We start from the raw sequence: 19,153 nt of genomic DNA, 5'->3' as shown, positions 1-19,153 counted from the left end.
AGAATAATGTCTTTTGGGGGAGTTTGCGGACGCGGTAAATCGCGTCCGCAAACTCCCAAGACCGACAGGTAACTCGTTTTCACGGCATTCTCCGCCCTTACCGGCCTGCCTTGTCCTTTGGCTGACAAACGGTCATTGGCTTAGATACGTAAAGTACACCGCCTCGAACGTGCCGGAACAAAAGCCGCAGACGAAATTGGCAGTACAGTGACCTGAATCAGGATATATTCCCGACCCATCCGGGCATTCTTCCCGCGCAAAACGTGAGCCCTGCTCATGACAAAGGGACACGTGCGCCTGTAGGCTACATCAAAGGAGAAGAAGAAATGGGCAGCGTTTCATACGGAGGGCTGTGCAATTCAAGGTCCTCGCTACCCGCGATGTCATCGCAGGTATAAACAAATCGCGCTCCATTGCAGTCTACATAGACTATTGCTGCCTCGGCTTACGCAGACGTTGGCAAGTTACCAAGGGGAGACATGATGGCGAAGTCAGGCGACATCCTCGAACACCCGGTGACAGGTGAGAAGATCATTTTTCGGAAAACGGCTCAGGACACGAGCGGTGAACTCATGCAAGCGGACGTGATCATGAGACCCCATGGGTTCGTCGCAGCCGAACACATCCATCCGATCCAAGAAGAACGCTTCGAAGTTCTTTCAGGGAGTGTCAAATTTCGTATCCGTGGGGTCAAGCGAGAAGTTCACGCAGGCGAAATCGCCGTTGTCCCTCCAGGTACCCCGCATGTGTGGTGGAACGATGGCGATCAAGCGGCCCATGTGCTGGTCGATGTTCGCCCTGCGCTCCGTTTCGACGAGTTCTTTGAAACCTTTTTTGGCCTTGCCCAAGCTGGCAAAGTCAGCAAGAAAACAGGGTTGCCCAATTTGCTCGTCCTAGCCCTCGTGATGCGAGAATTCGAGAAGGAGCTCTATCTGGCGCAACCGCCAGCAGCCGCGCAAAGAGTCCTTTTCGGTTTACTTGCGCCGGTTGGACGTTTGCTTGGGTATCAAGGGCACTATACCTATCCGCGATGAAGAGCGCGAACAGATTACATGACTGGCGGCGTCCTCAAGCTGGCAGAGTAATCGCCGTTCAACACGCGGTTAGAGTGTGGACGCATCTGCTGAGGGTGCGTCCACCTATAGGCTCTGGTCGAGTTACGAGAGGCGGGCGGTAAACATGAATCGGATATTGCTTTCAACCAATGGCAGCAGACTCGCACGGGCAGAATGTAACGCGGACGGACAATGGTCGGTCGAGTTTCTGCTCGAAGGTGCGATGGTAAGCTGCCTATCCGTTGACCCTCACAACCGCAACGTTGTGTATGCCGGGACACAGGGCAGTGGTGTCTTACGCTCAGCGGATGGCGGCAGGACATGGAAATCTGCCGGGCTTGCCGGTCATGTCGTCAAGTCGCTTGCCGTCAGCCCCGGCCAACCGGACACCATTTATGCCGGGACGCGACCTGCACTACTCTTCGTCTCGCGTGATAAGGGCGCGCATTGGGAAGAAGTCAGCGCATTCCGTCGCATCTTTTCGCGGCGCTTCTGGTTCTCTCCAGCCGAGCCGCCTTTCATAGGCTACGTCCAAGGCATTGCGCTTTCGCCAACCGATCCCAGCGTAATTGTTGCCGGAATCGAAGCGGGAGCCGTGGTTCGGAGCACGGACAGAGGCACAACTTGGCAGGATCACCGCAAGGGCGCTTTGCGCGACTGTCATTCCATCCAGTTCCACGCCACCAACGGCGATTGGGTCTACGAGGGCGGCGGAACGGGCGCAGGTGCTGCGTTCAGCCGCGATGCTGGAAATACATGGACGCAGATGAGGCAGGGGCTTGATCGCCATTACGGTTGGGCAGCCGCCGCCGACCCGGCCTGTCCAGACGTGATGTACGCCTCAGTATCACCGGGGCCAATGAAAGCCCACAGTAGGGATGACGCCCAAGCTTATATCTTCCGCTCAATGGGCGGCGGCCCGTGGAAAAAACTGAGCGGTGGACTGCCACAGCCGTTGAGCTACATGCCCTACGCGCTTCTCACCGACCGGGCAAGGCCGGGACATCTGTATGCCGGATTGAGCAGCGGCGATGTGTGGCACACAGCCGATTACGGCGACCACTGGCAGCAGCTTCCGGTCAACCTAGGGAGCATCTTTACTGCAATGATTATGCTCTGACTATTGGGGGGACAAGATGACGTCGAGAGAAAGGTTATCCCGCTATGCCTATGCGGTAACCGCGTGGCTCTTTGTGGCGGGTATTCTGACGCAAGTGTATCTCATCGGTTTGACCTACTTGGGTGGACGCCCCACCCTGCAAAGTCACGTCGGGTTGGGGCATGGGTTGGCGGTCGCGCCTCTGCTCATGGTTGTGCTGGCTTACACCGGTCGTTTGCCGCACCCCATGAAGCCCTGCACATGGTTCGCGCTTATCGTCTACGTTCTGCTAGCAGATGTTGTCATCTTCCTACGGGGGTCAGCACCGATTATCGCCGCACTGCATCCGGTTTTGGCAGTTCTGCTCTTCGGCGCTGTCGGGTTCCTTGCGCTACGCGCACGGCAGATAGTCCGCGGAGAAAACAGGTCAGACGCAGTAGTTCAAGCGCTGGCTTCTGCCTCTCCATCCCATGACTTGCAGAGATAAACTAGTTACAGGAGAGCGAAGTTTATGGCGACATCCGGCAGCGAAATCGTGAACTCACGTACCGGGCAGCGGACCATTTTTCTCCAAACTGCCGCCGATACCGGGGGTACTTACCTCCGCATGGAGAGCTTTCATCCACCAGGACAACCCGCCGAACCGGAGCATGTCCACCCATTCCAGACGAGTCATTGCGCAGTTCTCTCTGGTCGGCTGCACTTTCGAATCGCGGACACCGAGCGAATTGTCAGCGCGGGCGAGATCCTAGAGATCCCGCGCAATGTACCACATTATTTCTGGAATGAGAGTGATGAAGAGGCACACGCCATTCAGGAGTTCCGCCCGGCACTCAACATCGAAGACTTCTTCGCTACCTATTTCGCGCTCGCCCGAGCAGGCAAACTTACCGAGCAGGGTATACCTGCCAATGTATTCCATCTAGCCGTTTTGTTGCACGAGTACGATCAGGTCATCCGCGTGACAAAGCCACCCCGTCTGGTGCAGCGGTTGCTGATGTCGCTTGCACCGTTCGGACGATTCCTCGGCTATAGCGGAACATACCCGTGAGGAGAAACTCCGTGAAAAGCCGGATCGCCTCGCGGAATGGAATACTCGCATTCACCATCCTCATTGCTATAGGCGCTGGCTTGGTGCTCCTGAATGCGATCGTCGCGCAGGGTTTATCGATGCGCACCGTCACCGCCAGCCTACTGATCCTGTGTTTTGTCGTGTTCACGGTCGGCGGTATGCTCTTCACGGGCCGAGCGTTCTTGAAATGGCAGATTGCCGAAACCTCTTCTCACTTAACGTGGGAACGGAGTCTAGTCATCGCAGCAGTTCTGACGACCGTTTTCGGTCTAGCGCTGCTTGAGGATCTGCTGCGTGCAGCCGGTGAACCGCTTCTGTCACGGTTGGGCATGATAGCTTATCTGTTGGGTGCAGTGGTTGTCGTGGTTGCTGAAACTGCTCATCTCAGCAAGCGTGATTGGATGTATCCGCAGATCGTGCTCTATGTCGTGCTGGCGTTTCTGGCTCAAGCGGCTTTCGGAGCATCCCTGCTGCAAACCGGCTTGGTGGCGGGATGGGCAGGCTGGGCGACCATCCTTTGGAACTTAGGGTGGCTGCTGGTCATGCTGATTGTTCGTCCACGCGACATCTACTATCCGGTGCTGCACCATGTCGCGCCGCTCCTCATCGGCATCGCGCTGCTGATCCAACAGTAAGCACCGCTGTCACACAGCGCGTTGATAGTCTACGTGATACGATATTGCATACGCATCAGTGCCAGTAGAGTCAGAATGAAACTACTTATGAATGAGCGAACTGCGCGACGACTGTCCTGGTCTATTGCCGGGCTTTCCGTTCTCGTGGTGTTGGCTGGTCTAGGCATCAGTCTCCTCGCGCTGATCTTCAGTGACCGGGGCGTGACCTTTAGCCATCAGTTCTTCACACCCCCACTAACCATCACCTACTGCGTCGTCGGCGCGCTGATCGCTTCGCGTCACCCGCGAAACTTGATCGGCTGGATATTCTGCACCATCGGGTTTCTGAGTGCGCTAAACATGCTGTCGGCAGGCTATGCTTTGTACAGCGAGCTGGTTAGTCCCATGCCCGGCGAGGCGTTGGCGCGCTGGTTTAGTATTTGGATATGGATTCCGAACACGCTGCTCCCCGTCACATTTACCCTGCTCATGTTCCCTGACGGTAGACTAATTTCGCGGCGCTGGTATCCGATGGCGTGGGCAGCGGGATTCGGCATTGCGGCTTACACGTTCAGCATGGCTTTCTACCCCGGATCGCTTGAACCGCTGGGCATCCCTGCATCCAATCCGTATGGAATTCAGGGCAGCGAAGGCGTGATGAAGGCGCTGATAACCTTTGCGGCCCCTTTTCTTCTTGTGGGCATTTTCGGCTCAATTGCCTCCATCGTCGTCCGCTTTCGACGCGCTGCTGGAATCGAACGGGCGCAGTTGAAAGGATTGGCAGTCGCGGGAGTCATTGTCATTGTGGGGAATATTCTAGGTGGGCTTCTTTGGCTCATCATGCCCGACAATGCATTGTCCCAAGAGCTGAGCATCATTGCCACTGATATTACGCTTGTCAGCATTGTCATTGCTACCGGAATTGCCATCTTGCGCTACCGGTTGTGGGATATTCACATCCTCGTTAACCGTGCGCTGGTCTATAGCTCGCTGACCGCGCTGGTTGTGGCGCTGTATGTCGTGATCGTCGGCACATTAGGGAACCTCCTACAGGCGGGCAGCAGTCTACCTATCTCATTGCTGGGAACGGGGATCATTGCGATCTCCTTCCAATCGCTGCGCGACCGCTTACAGCGCAGTGTCAATCGACTGATGTACGGTGAACGCGACAACCCATATGCCGTATTAGGTCGCCTGTCAGAACGGCTTGAAGTCGTGGTCGCTTCGCAGTCGGTACTGCCAACCATCGTGGAGACAGTGGCAGAGGCGCTCAAACTGCCCTATGCCGCGATTGCTTTGCAGGATGGAGAGCAGATCAGGATCGCAGCCGAGTACCTTCGCGCGCCAGTAGTTACGCCGAGAAACATCGGTAAGGCGGAATCTCTGCCGCTGATTTATCAGATGGAAACCATCGGGCAGTTGATCCTCGCGCCCCGTTCCCCCGGTGAAGCCTTTTCCGCTACCGATCAGAAGCTGCTAGAAACCATTGCCCGGCAGGCAGGGGTTGCCGCTTATAACGTCCGGCTCACGCAGGACTTGCAGCGTTCCCGTGAGCGGCTGGTAACAACCCGTGAAGAAGAGCGGCGGCGGCTTCGGCGTGATCTTCATGACGGGCTTGGCCCTGTCCTTGCGGCCATGTCCTTCAAGCTGGATGCGATCCACAATCTGGCGAATCGCGATGCGGGTGCGGTTCAGCGCTTGGCGGCAGAACTCAAGCTGCAGATGCAGGACGCGCTGGCGGACATCCGGCGGATCGCCTATGATCTGCGTCCGCCCGCCTTAGATGAGCTGGGGCTGGTTGGCGCACTGAAAGCGCATATTACATCCCATAATCAAGTCCAAGGACTGCAAATTACCCTGGAAGCCCCCGAAAATCCACCGCCTTTGCCCGCTGCCGTCGAAGTCGCTGCCTACCGGATTGCGCTCGAAGCGCTGAACAACGTGAGCCGCCATGCGGAGGCGCATCACTGCCGTGTCCGCTTGTCATTGCCAGATGATCTATGCCTGGAAATTCTGGATGATGGACGAGGACTCCCTAGGGAAGTTCGAGCCGGTGTCGGGTTGATCTCCATGCGCGAACGCGCCGAGGAGTTGGGTGGCAGGTGTACGGCTGAAGCGTTACCTCAGGGAGGCACAGGCATTATGGCACGTCTGCCTTTAGCCTTCGTCCATCCTTCAGGGGTTGGCTTGTAGCGATGGAGACGATCCGCGTTCTCCTTGCCGATGATCACACGTTGTTTCGAGATGGACTGCGGGCGCTGCTGGCTTCAATCCCGGATCTGGAGGTCGTGGGGGAGGCTGCCAATGGCAAGGAGGCGCTGCGGCTGGCTGTCGAGCATCAACCCGACGTGATTCTCATGGACATTCAGATGCCCGATCTCAACGGGATCGACGCGACGCGTCAGATTTTACGCACCAGCCCGCATATCGGGATCGTCGTCCTGACGATGTTTCAAGATGACGACTCCGTGTTCGCCGTGATGCGCGCCGGCGCGCGCGGCTACGTTCTTAAGGGTGCGGATCAGGGCGTGCTGCTGCGGGCCGTGCGCGCGGTCGCCAGCGGCGAGTCGTTGTTCAGCCCGGAAATCGCCGCTCGGTTAATGCAGTTCTTTGCCCATCTAGAACCAGCCGCGCGCCCGGAACTGTTCCCCGAACTGACCGAGCGCGAACGAGAAATTTTGTCCTTCATTGCCGATGGACAAACCAACGCCGAAATCGCCGAAAGACTGGTCGTCAGCCTGAAGACAGTCCGCAACCATGTCTCCAATATCTTCAGCAAGCTTCAGGTTGCCGACCGAGCGCAAGCCGCCATTCGTGCGCGTGAAGCCGGTCTGGGCGGCTATAAAGACATGTAGCCTGGTGTTTCTGTAAGTCCGCACCCGTGAGAAATCGCACATTCGAAAACAATGAAGTCCACGCGGTACACAACAAAAAACGCCGGGGATGTTTCTCCCGGCGTTTACCCCGAAAAAGTTCGGGTCCAAATTCACTAGCTCCACAGCTTGTTGCCAATCCGAACCTTTTGCAGAGGAAGTTCTCCCTCAATTCCTTCATTCTATTGCTTATCCTCAACGTGCGCAGTCGCTTTCCTGCTGGACTCTAACTGAATTCGGCTTTTGCGGTGAGCGGGAGAGGTGCGCCCTCCCCCACTCATCTTGAAGCTCGCTGCCCGTACCAGCAAGACTCCCGGATGTCACTGTACCACACCTCCGCGCAGTCCTTGCCAACGACAGCGAATTCGACCAGTTGTTGGGTTACTAAAGGGAAAAGGCAATGACTCGCGTATTCGTTTTCACCAACCATAAGGGTGGCGTAGGTAAAAGCACGTCAGCCACCAACATTGCGCTCGGCATTACTCAGGTGCTGAAGCGCGCCCATGCGTCCAACTGTCGCGTGCTGCTGATCGACACGGACTCGCAGGGACATGCGTCGTTGGTCACGACCGGACGCAAAGACTACGGCGCGGATGATAGTCTGTACACAGTGTTGATGGCAGATCGGCAAAATGCGCCGCAGACGCTTATGAACTGTACTGTGCAGAGCCAATGGGACGAAGATCTGCATGTCCTCCCCGCCTCCCCCATGCTTGAAGGCGCGGAGCGCGAATTGATGGGCGTGGCAGGCGCGCCCTATCGACTCGCTGATCCCCTCAGCAAGATTGCCGGACAGTACGCCGCCGTCGTGATCGATACCCGCCCTTCCTTCTCATTGATGACAGAAATGGGCTTGCTCGCGGCCACCGATGCGATTGTGCCGGTCGAACCGCGCTACCTGGAGACGGTCGGGTTGACCAGCGTCATTCAGAAGATCAACGACATTCGTGAGGGTTGGCGGCATCCCAATCTGCGCGTGAGTGGACTGCTCATCACCAAGATGGATACCCGCGTCCGCGGCCACAACCACTTGCTCTCCGAGATCAACGCCCATCCAGTACTGGGCAAGCTCGTGCTCGGCGTGATCCCGGTCAACGAAGCCGTGTCCTATGCCCATCACAATCATCAGAGCCTCTTCACCTACAATCCGCGCTCATCCGCGAGCAAGGCGTACATTCAGGTGGTCGCTTCGCTCGTCCGCTACATGACGAAGGTGGGTGCGTGATGGCAAAGGGGAAACACGAACCGGATTGATGAGTTATTGGCATCGGTGACGACCGATTTGATGGGCGATGGTCAAGGTGCACTACAGGACAATAGCATCCGTGTAGAGCGGCTGCTGTTGGAGATGGTGCGTCCCGATCCGGTGCAACCGCGCCGTGTGCTGCCAGAGAGCATTCACTTACGGTTTCACAACAACCAGTTCACGCCGACGCAGGCGCTGCGTGAACTGGTGCAGATCGTGCAAATCGCCGCACGTCAGCAGGGACGACCGTTCAACAGTGTTATCGAACTCCTGCCGAATGCTGACGAAGAGCGCGAAGAGGAAACTGCCGTCACATTGTCACCAGAAGAACAACTGCTGCACGATCTGGTCAATCTTGCCGTGACCATCCGCGACGATGGTCAGGTCAATCCCCTGACTGTCGTCGATGTGTCGCAGGGCGTAACCCGGTTGTTCCGAATTGAGACGGGCGAGCGCCGCTACTGGGCAACGTGGCTGCTGCGCGACTTCATCCCTAACTACACCGGTGATGGGACAATCCCCTGCATCATCATCCCCGAGAAGCGTTCGTCCGTGTTCCGTCAGGCGAAGGAGAACACGGCGCGATCCGGGCTGACCGCTATTGCGATGGCACGTCAGGCTGCTTTGCTGCTGCTGACGGTACATGGCTACGAAATCTCTGCTTACGCAGAGAACGAACTTCTACCGTCAAGCACTTGATCTACATCTGCGCTCAAAACGTGAATTCACGGATGCGATTTTGAGCGCGATGGGAGGTATGGGGCGAATGCAATTCAGCCAATATAAAGCTCTTCTGAAACTTTCGGATGAAGCTTTGGAACTGGCTGATCGTCACCAGATCGAGGAGTACCGGCTTCGCCCAATAGTCAGTGTCGCACCTGAGTATCATTCGGAAATCGTCCGCCAGATCATCGATTTCAACCTCACTGCGAAGCAAGTGCGTGAACTCTGCGACGGTGATGGGTTAGAAACTGACACGGAAGAACCACTAGACAAACTACCGCCCGCCGCAATGAAGATGGCGCGTGCTGTGCAAGCCAGTAATTCAACAACACCACAGGATATCGCACGAGCACTCATGCGTCAGGAAGGAGATGCTGCCATCGCACGCGCAAGACTACAAGCGTTACGGAAGTTGCTGACTGAAGCAGAACGTTATCTGACTGAGGACTAGAAATTGTAAACGCGTTTACATTTTGGAGAAGGCCTATGACGACCAAAACCAGATCACCGCCCTAGAAAACGAAATGCCCACTGCTGGACGGCGCGTGGGCGGCGCGCTGTGATACGTTTGGACTGGACACCCACAATGTATCACAGCCTGTCCCCATGTGCAACTGAAGATCCATTTCCAACCGTGTTTTTTGACACGTGTTCTCTTCGGCTTTGCATAGAGACAGAGGGACTGATGAGCATTGATCTGGAGCAAATTCGCTCCGCGAACCCGATTGAACAACTCGTCGGCGAACGCTTTGCGCTTAAGCGTCAGGGCACACGCTACGTCGGCGTCGAACATGACAGTCTGGTGGTGACATCCCAGACCGGACTCTATTTTTGGAACTCACGTGGTGAGCATGGTGATGTCTTCGACTTCGCCGGTCGTCATCAACTTGGCTACGATAACCGCTGGAACAACCGCGACGCGGCGATGTTCTGGGAAGCCATGCGCTATCTGGCGGAACGCGCAGGTATTTCCATCGAAAGTAACGCGGACTTTCAGAAGTCGTATATGTGGGCGGAACGCCAACTGGTGCAGCGCCTGCACGAGGTACTGCTGAACACTCCCGCTGCGCTGGACTACGTAACCAAGACACGCGGATGGCAGATGGCAACCGTCCGTAATGCACGGCTTTGTTTCATGCCACAGGATAAACGGAAACTGCTGGCTGACCTGAATCTGCCCGACAAGTGGCGCGGCGTGATCGCCAAATTCCCCGCCGGGATGATGGTGTACGTTCATCTGGAACGGGGGCGTTTGGGGTATCTGAGCGGACGCTCGATTGAAGGTAAGCAGCATTACAACCCACCGCGTGACCTGCTCGGTGAGCGTCGTCCCTATGCCAATCACCTCTACACGGCGGATGCTGACCAGGTGGTGCTGGTCGAGGGACAAGCGGACGCGATCACGTTTGGCGAGTGGGGCTTTCCGGCGCTGGCAGTCGCCGGAATGCATGTCTCGGATGAATTGCTGACTTCGCTGCGGAAACACCGCCGCGTGTTCGTCGCGCTCGACAACACGCCGGATGCGATGCAGAAGAATCGAGACATTGCACGGTCACTCGGTTCCTGTGCCCTGATTCCGCGCCTGCCCGACGGCGTGAAAGATGCCAACGATTGGCTCACACAAGGTGGCAGTGTTGAGGATGTTCAGTCGGCATTCAACAAGGCAAAGACGTGGCTGCAAACTGAGATTGAACGCGCAGCGTTTCTGGATGGACTCGAAAAGAAGGATACGATCCGGGCGCTGTTCACTTACGCCGTCGATCTGGATGAAATGGAATTGAGCGAGTTTCGCGCAGCGCTGGCAAAGCAGGGCGTGAAAGGACGCGCGTTCAACGACCTGCTCCGCGCCGCTCGGAAGAAGCAAGAGAAGGAGGAAGACGACGACATGCCGCAGATTCTCGGCGACGATATTCCGCTGCTCTCGCCCGCGCTGGGGTTTCAGCGCGATGTCGCCATTGTCACCGTTTCGGTGGTGGAACGAACGAAGGACAAGAAGCTGAACACGCAGCCGTACCTCGTGACCTCCTCACGCGAATTGATCCGCCTCAGTGAGGAGCAGATCATCAAGCTCGATGGACGCGAGGTCGCGCTGCGGGTGATGCCGGAAGGCTCGGAATTCCTGATGCGCTGGCGCTTCGCCGACATCCAGCGCTTTCTGAAAGGCGAAATGGTCGAACCTGGTCAAGTCTTCACCGCCGTGCATGATCTGTTTACGCAGTACGTCGATTTTCGTTCGCCCGTGGAGAGTGCGATCCTGACTCTGTGGACGATTGGGACATACTTTTACACCATGTTCCCGGCATACCCTTATCTCGCACTGAACGGACCGAAGAACAGCGGTAAATCGACCGTGATGCGCGTGATGCAGCCGCTCGCCTTCAACATGGTCAGCACGTCTGATCCGACCGGTCCGTCGATGTTTCGGCTGATCCACTACGCAAGCTGCACAGTCGGCATCGACGAAGCCGAGCGCTATCACAATCCCAAAGACCCCGGTATGCAGCAAATTCGCCAACTGCTCAACAGCGGCTACAAGCACGGGATGCCCGCGATTCGCTTGATCGGGGGGGATATGAAACCGCAGGCGTTCGACGTGTATTCACCTAAGATTCTGGCGGCAATTATGGGACTGGAGGACATTCTCGCCTCGCGCTGTATCGCCATCCCCATGCGCCGCACCGACAAGAACATGCCCTCATTCCCGCCTGACTTCGACGGCGCAGCGCTCCGCCATTTGCTCTATACACTGGCGCTGACCCACTTCCAAACCGTCCATATCAACTATTCCGAGCGTCCCACATTGCACACCCTGCACAACCGCTCCGGTGAACTGTGGTCGCCGCTGGTCGCGCTGGCAGCTTTCTTTGAGGAACAAGGCGGCATCAGCGGACTGCTCGAAGCGATTGCGACCGCTGCCGAAACCGATGAGCAGATCAGTGAAGGCAAGGCATTGAGCGAACGCGAAGAAGCGGTGCTGCAAGCACTGGAACTGATGACACGCGGCGATGAAGGTACGGTCTGGATCAAGGCCGTCGCGCTGCGTGAGAAAGTCGCGCGGCTGATCGGTCAGCCGGTCGAGAAGATGGGGGATGCCCAGTGGATCGGGCACATCCTCAAGCGACTGCACCTGATCGACGAGGCGGGGCGCAAGCGTGGCATGGATGGCATCGCCTACGCTGTTCGCTCGTTCGATGTGATCGACATGATGCGCCGCTACGACGTCGCAACAGTGAATGAGACTCGCTGAAAAACCGTTCATACCCTACATACCGTTCATGGGAATGGTATGGAGGGGATACGAACTTGGTTTGAGGTGTCATACGCATGCCCCAGAACGCTTGTGCGAATTTTCGATTTCGCAATAATGGGATGACTATGAGGAGTCCATCAGGTGAGAGGTAAATTGTTAAGCAAACGACAGCAAGTCATCTTGCGTTTTCTCTATGACTACAGCCAAATCAACGGCTTTTTCCCGACGATCCGTGAAATCTGCCAGGAGACCGGCACCGCTTCGACCTCAGTGGTCGCGTACAACCTCGGCAAGCTGGTCGAGTTCGGCTATCTGAGGCACACATCACGCCGTTCCCGCTCGAACACGCTGACGAAGCAGGCATACGAGTTTCTGAAGGTCGCGCCAGCTACGGACTTACGCATCGTCCGCAACGGCGATTTGCTTGAACAAGAAGTGCATCGCCTGCGCAGTCAGATTGAAACGCTGCGCCGTGCGCATCGGGCGGAGATCGAGACCTATCTTGAAGAACGGGCGCTGCTGGTCGAAGAGATCACGCGGCTGAAGGAGGCGATACCCGCGTAGAGGAATGTATGTACTCGTGTGGGCTGTGGTCGAAGCGCAGCCCACATGGTGTGATTATTCATCTTCATCTTTCTTGGGCTTTGACTTTGGAGCGGCAAGACGTTTCTTCTCGGCGTGCTGCAGTTTCTTGATGCTCTCTGCTGTCGGCAGGTCTTCCGGCATCGTCCCGCCGAGTTCAGCAATCGCCCGCCGAACGACAACGCCCGCTTCGTAATGCACGGCATTCGCCGCATCCTTGCCCTGCACCTGGTCGCGGCGCAGCTTCTCTTCCGCCTGTGTGCTGCGAAACAGGTTCGCAGCGAGTTCAGTCGTTCCCATGTGATCAAGGATGTGCTGACTTTTCTTCAGTTTCTTGCGCTTGTGGATGGCTTCTGCGGTTAATCCGTTGTACAGCCCGCGATAACCGTGATTCTGGAACACGGCGAAGTCTTGTCCGGTAATCACGCCCGCCGTTTTTGCTGCTGAGGCGAGGTCAGTGTTCTGCAACTTAATGCGCTGGCGCAGAAGCAGACGCCGCTGATCCTCAGTTAACTCCGCCATCGCTGCTGCATCTGAAACTTCTTGGCGGCGTGTCTGCACCGCAAAGTAGGTTTGACCGAGCGCAACCACTTCTTTCGCCGGATCGGCGTTTTGCACGACGAGGTAACAGGCGTAACGCGAGAGGTGCATATCCTCAACTTCGCGTTTCGCATCTGAGCCAATGGCGACCATTTTGATGGCTCCGACGAAATGGTCTGTCGGATCATGCCCACTGTTCTCGCAGGCAATTTGTGCTTTGAGTAGCACCCCTTTGAAATTACGCCAGTTTGTGTATTCCAATACTTCCATCAGATCACGGGCTGACCAGAATTCCAAGTCATCCTTATCGACCTGACGAATACGGTCAAACAGGGAAAGGGAAGGATCAGGGGATTGATCGGTTGGGTTGGTCACGGGACATCCCTATTTCAATAGGTTCGGTTTGCACCATTATAAAGAGCTCTACGTTAACGTGGGATAGTTATCAAAGAGAATGCCGGGCGGCAACAGGACAGTGACACCAAATTTGTTTGTGTTCATCGATTTGCGTATTACCTGGGCATGTGTAGTTGTTTGGGTTAGCTCCCAATGGTGATACAGATAATCCCGCTGCACTATGCTCAAGAACCCGTACCCCCAAACAACTCCATATTGCTGTGAATTGACCCGCGATGGACGAACATCTCGCTGATAAGATTGCTGCTTGCCTTGTTGCCCTTGGGAGTGTGCTGTGCGCTGGTTCATCATTGCTCATTGTTTCTCGCTGCTGCTCCAGTTTGTTCTGCTTCGTCGCCAATCTGACCAAGCCAAAGACCTACAGATCCTCCTGCTGCGCCGGCAACTCGAGATCGTCCAGCGTAAGTTGGACAAGCCGTTGCGCGTTTCCCACGCCGAGAAGTTCTCCCTCGCGCTTCTCACCGTTCAGTTGAAACGCATCACGGGGCAAAGCGCCAAGGAATTGCGCGACGTGCTCCGCATCTTCCAGCCCGAAACTGTCCTCCAATGGCATCGTGAATTGGTTCGCCGAAAATGGACGCATAGGCATCGAGCGCGCTGTGGACGTCCAAGAACCGACGTCGACGTGGAACGCTTGGTGCTTCGACTTGCCCGTGCCAACGATTGGGGGAACGGCAAAATCGAGGGCGAATTGCGCAAACTGGGATTGGAGATCAGCGATCAAACCGTCGCCAATATCCTCAAATGTTACGGCATACCACCCCTGCCCCAACGTCGCCCCTCACTGAGTTGGCGACAGCTCATGACCCATTACAAACAGCAGCTCATCGCCTGTGACTTCTTCACCGTCGAGACCCTGTTTCTGCAAACGCTGTACGTGTTCTTTTTCCTCGAGCTTGGCACGCGCCGCGTCCACTTCGCCGGTTGTACCGCTCATCCCACGAGCGCGTGGGTGACGCAGCAAGCCCGGCAGTTCGTCTGGGCAATCGATGAACACAAGCCACCGCTGCGCTTCCTCATTCACGACCGCGATACCAAGTTCTGCAGTTCATTTGATGCAGTTTTCGCATCGGAACACATCAAGATCATTCGCACGCCGGTTCGGGCTCCCAATGCCAACGCTTACGCTGAGCGTTGGGTACGAAGCGTCCGTGAAGAGTGTTTAGACAAACTGCTCATTCTGAATGAAGCTCATCTGCGGCGTGTCATGCGAGACTATATCGATTACTATAACAACGCTCGCCCTCATCAGGGCATCGGGCAGCAAACCCCAGTGCCACAACCAGAACGAAAGCAAGCCGGAGCAATTCACTATCGCACTGTCTTGGGCATCATCAAAGATTACTATTACGACGCCGCGTAGCTCCGTTTCTCTCGTAACCGGAGTTTTTTGGGGCTACGCGATGATTACGCGCGAAATCATCTACCGCCTGCTGATAAGCGATCAGGGAGCGCATCTGCGTCACCTTGCGCTCTTGGGCGGCACGTCTTCCGTCATTGCCAAAGCGGTTCAGCGCATTCGTCAGAACTCGATCAAACCCTTCGCATTGAGCAGCTTGTCAGCGAACTGGGCATGAGCATCTCCGGTTTTCACTACCACTTTAAGTCGGTCACGGGGATGAGTCCGCTGCGATCCCAGAAGCAGCTCCGGTTGCAGGAGTGGCGCGGCGGCTGATGTTGAGCGAAAAACTTGATGCGACCGGTGCAGCCTACCGCGTGGGTTACAACGATGCATCGCACTTCAACCGGGGAGTACAAAAGCGTCTTTGGTGTCCCACCCATACGGGATGTACAGCAGCTCCGAGAAACTGCCCCCGCCGATGCGCTTCCGTAGATGAACCCGAGTCTCAGTTGTGATTGATGCGGATTGCACCTGTGAAATGCTCGTCGCTTAACGAGCTGCTAAAGCCGCAGTCGATTCGCGCGCGCAACATCACCAAGCCAATGAGCGCTCGGTTTGGGTAGGCGTGCTTGTGTCTATCGATCCACCTCAATGATGCCGAACTTCGGGCGATACCCGCCCACCGATCTGAAGTTATCCAGAGCCGACCAGCAGAAATATCCGCGCACATCGTATCCCGCTCTGCATACATTCTGCAAGGCTGATCAAAGCACGCTTAAGGTATTCAACGCGACGCGAAAGTCGGCGGTCGTTGCCAAGCCGTTTTCGGTGACGTAAACCGGAATGCCGGTAACCTGTGCCGCGTAGCGAACCGCGCCGCCGAGCGCCTCTGGATACACTTCTTCGCCCATCTGGTTACGTTCCACATCCTCAGCAGGAGGAATCAGTCCATCCGCGCCGATCACCATCCGTGCGTAGTTTTGCACGCCGACGAAATCATCCCCACGCAGTGGTTTCGATAATTGTCCGCCAATGTGCGGCGGATTTCGCCATGCGTTGCTCACTGCCTTCACGCGCTTGGAAAAATCGTGCAGGGCGATGGTCAGGCCGAGAGGGAAGTCACCGCGCACGGATTTGATCGCCTCATAGCCGCGACGGTGCGCTTTCAGGATGATGTCCCGCGCCTGTGGCGTCGCGTTAAACTGGAACAATCCTAACCGATCCGTCGTGGTTCGCAACCGCTGCGCGGCAGTTTCCCACCACGGATCGTTGCGCGGATTGATCCCGGAATCTGCGCCAGCACTACTGGAAATATTCGGCCTATTGAGCGTACACCCGGCGCCGATCAGATCGCCCAAGTGTTGCGTTACGCGCTCGCCAGTAAGCGCGAAGCGTTCCGGTCTTGTCGTCCAGCCACCGCCGTAATGATGCAGCCAGCGCGTGACGGCGAAATGATGAAACGTCAGCATCGGGCGAATGCCATGCTCGTGGCAGGCTGCCAGCATCCGGCGGTAATGTTCCAGTGCGGCGTAAGAGAATTCGCCTTCTTCCGGTTCGATCCGCGCCCACTCCACCGAGAAGCGACAACGCATAGCCGAGTTGTGCCAGCAGTGCAATATCAGATGGGCGGTGATAATGACGCACGTAAGCCGGAAGGTTCAGCGTGGATGTTTCGGGCAGGTGTTTCAGTACCCAGCTTCGGGATTAATGTTATTTCCTCGACCTGGTGAGCAGCGGTCGCCGCCCCCACATGAAATCTTCGGAAACTGGAAAATCAGTCATGCTGTTCTCCTATGATTAAGCAACCGCGCATCCCATAATCCGCAAAGGCGTCAACCGGACTGATCCCCGTGAAAGGAGCGCCCAACCAGCTTATCCACCAGCACCGCGAGCGTTGTCTCGCTGGAGCTGTAGGTATTGATGTATGCTGGCACATGCGGAACATCATCGATCAGGTGATATGGATTCTCGAGCGAGGATAAACAGGGTCGGAACGGCGGTCACCGCCAGATCGGCACATATCCGCGCCCATCGGCATCGACCACTCAATGCGGACGCCGTCTGATTATTGTGCCAGCTTTGCCAGATAGATGATCAATCGTACTTCGCGGTGACGGCAGTCGAGGGCTGCATCAGTCCTTCCATCCCGCGACCTCGGATCGAAGCGTTCGACCTCGAAGCCTTCCGCCGTGAGCAGGCGCGTAAAGACTTCAAACGCGGGCGTTTTCCGCCATCAAAGTAACTCGCCATTCTGCAATTCGTAGCGCAGCACACGCTGTGCTTCTCCAGCGAAATGGGAGCAAATTCGCCGTCTTTCACCAGCGCGATCCCTTTGTCGCGCATTCTGCCGCCCACGCCTGATGACTGCCGATGACCGTGATCGCGTCGTCGAGCGTCGGGACGAGAGCGGGCTTCAGTACAGTTTGAGCGCCGCCTTCAGAACGGGGATGCGCGTCAGCGCGTCGTTCCGGCGTTCCGGCGTGATCACGTTGGCAACACCCTGCTTCATAGGCAAAGTCTTCTTCGAGGTTGCGCGTGAACAGGAACATATCGCAGCCCGCCGCGATGGTTTGCGGCACCGCTTGCGCGCGCGGCATGGCGATCCCCTGCCCGCCATCGCCGTCGCATCGGTGATCATAGCCCGTTGAAGCCAAGTTGTTCCCGCAGCAGCCCGATCAGTTCCAGAGCGGTATGCGGGCAAAATATCCTGTCTGCGATCCCCGGTTTGAGCTTGCGCGGTATGCGGGCTGCACGATGTGTCCCGCCATGACCGTGAACGCGCGCCGCGTCGATGCAGGCTTGATAGACCGCGCCAAAGGTCGAATCCCTCTTCGCACGATAGGCTGAGAAGCTGGTGACGAGATGCTGATCGCGCTCATCGACGCCATCACGGGGAAACAGCCATCGAGGCGGCGAGTCCGTTTTCCTGCACGCCGCACGTACTGCTACACCCTGCGGCACACGCGATCAGGATTAGAGCCGGACGTGCGCGTGTTGGTGATCGGGTTGCGAAAGTTGAAGTCCCGATGTCGATGATCGGCAATGCCCAGTTTCCGTTTAACGCCAAGGCGCCTTCGCGCCCGCACACCACGCCGGAGCCGGGATTACGCCAGTTCGTCATCATCGGTCGCGGCGATCTGCATCGGCGAACCGGAGCGACGTGCCTTCTACGGCGATCCGTCGCCGCCTTTCTGGAAATTAGCGGCGATCAGCAGGATTTTTTCGCGTTTTTCTTGCAGCACGCGCACCGTATCCACGACTTCACGCACGGCATGACCCGGCACATCAAGCCGCCGGGTTTGACATTCAGCGATATTCTTGGGATAGCCTTCGTCGCTGACACAGGCGATCAGGCAGAACAACTCCCGATCTTCTCGTCTTCGGTCATGCCAGCGAGGGTGGTTTCGACCCACGCGCAGTCCTCATCGGACAGGTAAAAGGGTTTGGCTTTGGATCAGATCGAGAGCTATGCCCTTGCTGCGCCGCTTTGAGCGCTTCCAGCCACGCGGGTTTTGCGGAACTTGCAGCGCGAGCCGTTTTAACCCATGACTCTGCTAGAATCAATCACCTCGGCGTCCGCATCCATGTCCATGTGCGATCCTGCTGTCCGCTTGATTCGCGAGGCCTCAAGCCGTGCCCGCCGCCCTCAAACACATGGATTTCGCCTGGACACCTGCCGCCGCCAGCGCCGTCGCCATGCGCGTCGAGTTCTCGGCGGGTACGAGTGCGTCCGCCGCCGTCGCCCACAAGAACGTCGGCGGTGTGTTCTTAGCTTTCACATGCGGCACAGGGCTGGGTGACATCCAACTGCTCTGGTGCGGGCGTCTTAGTGCCGAAGTAGGCGATGCCGCCGCGTCGCCTAATTCCCGCGCAAACGGGTCTGGGATGTCTAGGAACGCTGATGGATCAGTCACAAAATGGCTAGCCCAAGATCGCGGCGGCAGGCTTGAACAGTTCCGGCGCAGCGCCGAAGTGCTCGTAGATGATCGGGTCGTGCCAGTAGACCGAATACATGGCGCAGTTGTGACCACCCGCCGAAAATCCGCAATAGCGATCTTGTCCACGTCCACCAACTATCTATCGGCGTGCGCGCGTGATCGTCAAGAACGCTTTGTCGATGTCACGCATGGGCGCGGGATACAGGCTGTTCGGGTTGATGGGCATAACCCTTAGGAGGCGGAACGTCCCAAAACCCTCAAATACGTGGAATAGCGCAGCACGAAGGCGTGGTAGCCTATCGCGGCGAAGCGCAGCGCGACGGGTTCAGCTCACGATCCGAGCAGTCATAGGTACGCCCCACCGGGGACTACCAGCACAGCAGGGCGCTTCTTGCCGTTCAG

The 19,153-nt window shown here is 56.9% G+C and carries 20 protein-coding genes and 1 pseudogene; 14 read left to right on the top strand and 7 right to left on the bottom strand.

Going from position 1 to position 19,153, the window contains the following annotated elements; genetic code table 11:
* Positions 1-479 precede the first annotated feature (479 nt).
* The 12 genes from IPK17_RS19845 to IPK17_RS19795 all read left to right on the top strand — a co-directional run bounded on the left by IPK17_RS19845 (position 480) and on the right by IPK17_RS19795 (position 12,496).
* Positions 480-1,034, top strand: coding sequence for a cupin domain-containing protein (locus IPK17_RS19845; RefSeq protein WP_343419436.1), 555 nt, complete (start codon positions 480-482; stop codon positions 1,032-1,034).
* Positions 1,035-1,179: 145 nt separating this feature from the next.
* Entirely contained in the window at positions 1,180-2,175 is a 996-nt protein-coding gene (locus tag IPK17_RS19840; protein WP_343419435.1) for a WD40/YVTN/BNR-like repeat-containing protein, read from the top strand.
* 16 nt (positions 2,176-2,191) lie between these two features.
* The gene (locus IPK17_RS40635) at positions 2,192-2,641 is read left to right on the top strand and encodes a DUF6220 domain-containing protein (protein WP_350341643.1); all 450 of its coding nucleotides are present in this window, start codon (positions 2,192-2,194) and stop codon (positions 2,639-2,641) included.
* 24 nt (positions 2,642-2,665) lie between these two features.
* Positions 2,666-3,205, top strand: a complete 540-nt coding sequence (locus IPK17_RS19835; RefSeq protein WP_343419434.1) for a cupin domain-containing protein — start codon at positions 2,666-2,668, stop codon at positions 3,203-3,205.
* Positions 3,206-3,216: 11 nt separating this feature from the next.
* Positions 3,217-3,861: a hypothetical protein gene (locus tag IPK17_RS19830; RefSeq protein WP_343419433.1), complete on the top strand. Its 645-nt coding sequence runs from the start codon at positions 3,217-3,219 to the stop codon at positions 3,859-3,861.
* A gap of 87 nt (positions 3,862-3,948) precedes the next feature.
* A complete protein-coding gene (locus IPK17_RS19825; protein ID WP_343419432.1) occupies positions 3,949-6,033 on the top strand; it encodes a GAF domain-containing sensor histidine kinase in 2,085 nt (694 codons plus the stop codon).
* A 2-nt stretch (positions 6,034-6,035) separates the two neighbouring features.
* Positions 6,036-6,695: a response regulator transcription factor gene (locus tag IPK17_RS19820; protein ID WP_343419431.1), complete on the top strand. Its 660-nt coding sequence runs from the start codon at positions 6,036-6,038 to the stop codon at positions 6,693-6,695.
* Positions 6,696-7,113: 418 nt separating this feature from the next.
* Positions 7,114-7,938 carry a ParA family protein gene (locus IPK17_RS19815; protein ID WP_343419430.1) on the top strand — a complete coding sequence of 275 codons (825 nt, stop codon included), beginning with the start codon at positions 7,114-7,116 and terminating at the stop codon, positions 7,936-7,938.
* A gap of 45 nt (positions 7,939-7,983) precedes the next feature.
* Positions 7,984-8,658: a ParB/RepB/Spo0J family partition protein gene (locus IPK17_RS19810; RefSeq protein ID WP_343419429.1), complete on the top strand. Its 675-nt coding sequence runs from the start codon at positions 7,984-7,986 to the stop codon at positions 8,656-8,658.
* Positions 8,603-9,133, top strand: a complete 531-nt coding sequence (locus IPK17_RS19805) for a ParB-like helix-turn-helix domain-containing protein (protein WP_502748957.1) — start codon at positions 8,603-8,605, stop codon at positions 9,131-9,133. The genes IPK17_RS19810 and IPK17_RS19805 overlap by 56 nt, the downstream gene beginning before the upstream one ends.
* A gap of 234 nt (positions 9,134-9,367) precedes the next feature.
* Positions 9,368-11,929, top strand: coding sequence for a hypothetical protein (locus IPK17_RS19800; protein WP_343419427.1), 2,562 nt, complete (start codon positions 9,368-9,370; stop codon positions 11,927-11,929).
* Positions 11,930-12,073: 144 nt separating this feature from the next.
* Positions 12,074-12,496 carry a LexA family protein gene (locus tag IPK17_RS19795; RefSeq protein WP_343419426.1) on the top strand — a complete coding sequence of 141 codons (423 nt, stop codon included), beginning with the start codon at positions 12,074-12,076 and terminating at the stop codon, positions 12,494-12,496.
* Positions 12,497-12,550: 54 nt separating this feature from the next.
* Here the strand turns inward: IPK17_RS19795 and dinD are convergent, their stop codons facing one another.
* Positions 12,551-13,429, bottom strand: coding sequence for a DNA damage-inducible protein D (gene dinD, locus IPK17_RS19790; protein ID WP_343419425.1), 879 nt, complete (start codon positions 13,427-13,429; stop codon positions 12,551-12,553).
* A 316-nt stretch (positions 13,430-13,745) separates the two neighbouring features.
* Between dinD and IPK17_RS19785 the strand changes: the two genes are divergently transcribed.
* Together IPK17_RS19785 and IPK17_RS19780 are read left to right on the top strand one after the other, a co-directional pair.
* Positions 13,746-14,834, top strand: a complete 1,089-nt coding sequence (locus tag IPK17_RS19785; RefSeq protein WP_343419424.1) for an integrase core domain-containing protein — start codon at positions 13,746-13,748, stop codon at positions 14,832-14,834.
* 40 nt (positions 14,835-14,874) lie between these two features.
* Positions 14,875-15,305: pseudogene (locus IPK17_RS19780) on the top strand (helix-turn-helix domain-containing protein); the annotation flags it as partial.
* Between the two features lie 143 nt (positions 15,306-15,448).
* Here IPK17_RS19780 and IPK17_RS19775 read toward each other — a convergent pair.
* From IPK17_RS19775 to IPK17_RS19750, 6 genes are all read right to left on the bottom strand, one after another.
* On the bottom strand, positions 15,449-15,541 hold the full coding sequence (locus tag IPK17_RS19775) for a family 1 glycosylhydrolase (protein ID WP_502748956.1): 93 nt from the start codon (positions 15,539-15,541) through the stop codon (positions 15,449-15,451).
* 36 nt (positions 15,542-15,577) lie between these two features.
* Positions 15,578-16,405: a family 1 glycosylhydrolase gene (locus IPK17_RS19770; protein ID WP_343419422.1), complete on the bottom strand. Its 828-nt coding sequence runs from the start codon at positions 16,403-16,405 to the stop codon at positions 15,578-15,580.
* Between the two features lie 723 nt (positions 16,406-17,128).
* Positions 17,129-17,467, bottom strand: a complete 339-nt coding sequence (locus IPK17_RS19765; RefSeq protein WP_343419421.1) for a hypothetical protein — start codon at positions 17,465-17,467, stop codon at positions 17,129-17,131.
* Positions 17,448-17,774 carry a hypothetical protein gene (locus tag IPK17_RS19760; RefSeq protein ID WP_343419420.1) on the bottom strand — a complete coding sequence of 109 codons (327 nt, stop codon included), beginning with the start codon at positions 17,772-17,774 and terminating at the stop codon, positions 17,448-17,450. The genes IPK17_RS19765 and IPK17_RS19760 overlap by 20 nt, the downstream gene beginning before the upstream one ends.
* 206 nt (positions 17,775-17,980) lie before the next feature.
* Positions 17,981-18,226, bottom strand: coding sequence for a hypothetical protein (locus IPK17_RS19755; protein WP_343419419.1), 246 nt, complete (start codon positions 18,224-18,226; stop codon positions 17,981-17,983).
* Between the two features lie 213 nt (positions 18,227-18,439).
* Complete coding sequence (locus IPK17_RS19750) at positions 18,440-18,616, bottom strand: hypothetical protein (protein WP_343419418.1); 177 nt, start codon at positions 18,614-18,616, stop codon at positions 18,440-18,442.
* Positions 18,617-19,153: the final 537 nt, after the last annotated feature.

Source organism: Candidatus Flexifilum breve (assembly GCF_016713355.1).
This window is presented reverse-complemented; position numbering and strand designations above follow the sequence as displayed.

What these genes read in the sequence shown, in the direction of transcription:
- IPK17_RS19845 (WP_343419436.1), top strand. Translation starts at nt 480, where the DNA reads ATGATGGCGAAGTCAGGCGACATCCTCGAACACCCGGTGACAGGTGAG.
- IPK17_RS19840 (WP_343419435.1), top strand. Translation starts at nt 1,180, where the DNA reads ATGAATCGGATATTGCTTTCAACCAATGGCAGCAGACTCGCACGGGCA.
- IPK17_RS40635 (WP_350341643.1), top strand. Translation starts at nt 2,192, where the DNA reads ATGACGTCGAGAGAAAGGTTATCCCGCTATGCCTATGCGGTAACCGCG.
- IPK17_RS19835 (WP_343419434.1), top strand. Translation starts at nt 2,666, where the DNA reads ATGGCGACATCCGGCAGCGAAATCGTGAACTCACGTACCGGGCAGCGG.
- IPK17_RS19825 (WP_343419432.1), top strand. Translation starts at nt 3,949, where the DNA reads ATGAATGAGCGAACTGCGCGACGACTGTCCTGGTCTATTGCCGGGCTT.
- IPK17_RS19820 (WP_343419431.1), top strand. Translation starts at nt 6,036, where the DNA reads ATGGAGACGATCCGCGTTCTCCTTGCCGATGATCACACGTTGTTTCGA.
- IPK17_RS19815 (WP_343419430.1), top strand. Translation starts at nt 7,114, where the DNA reads ATGACTCGCGTATTCGTTTTCACCAACCATAAGGGTGGCGTAGGTAAA.
- IPK17_RS19805 (WP_502748957.1), top strand. Translation starts at nt 8,603, where the DNA reads ATGGCTACGAAATCTCTGCTTACGCAGAGAACGAACTTCTACCGTCAA.
- IPK17_RS19800 (WP_343419427.1), top strand. Translation starts at nt 9,368, where the DNA reads ATGAGCATTGATCTGGAGCAAATTCGCTCCGCGAACCCGATTGAACAA.
- IPK17_RS19770 (WP_343419422.1), bottom strand. Translation starts at nt 16,405, where the DNA reads ATGCGTTGTCGCTTCTCGGTGGAGTGGGCGCGGATCGAACCGGAAGAA.
- IPK17_RS19750 (WP_343419418.1), bottom strand. Translation starts at nt 18,616, where the DNA reads ATGTCACCCAGCCCTGTGCCGCATGTGAAAGCTAAGAACACACCGCCG.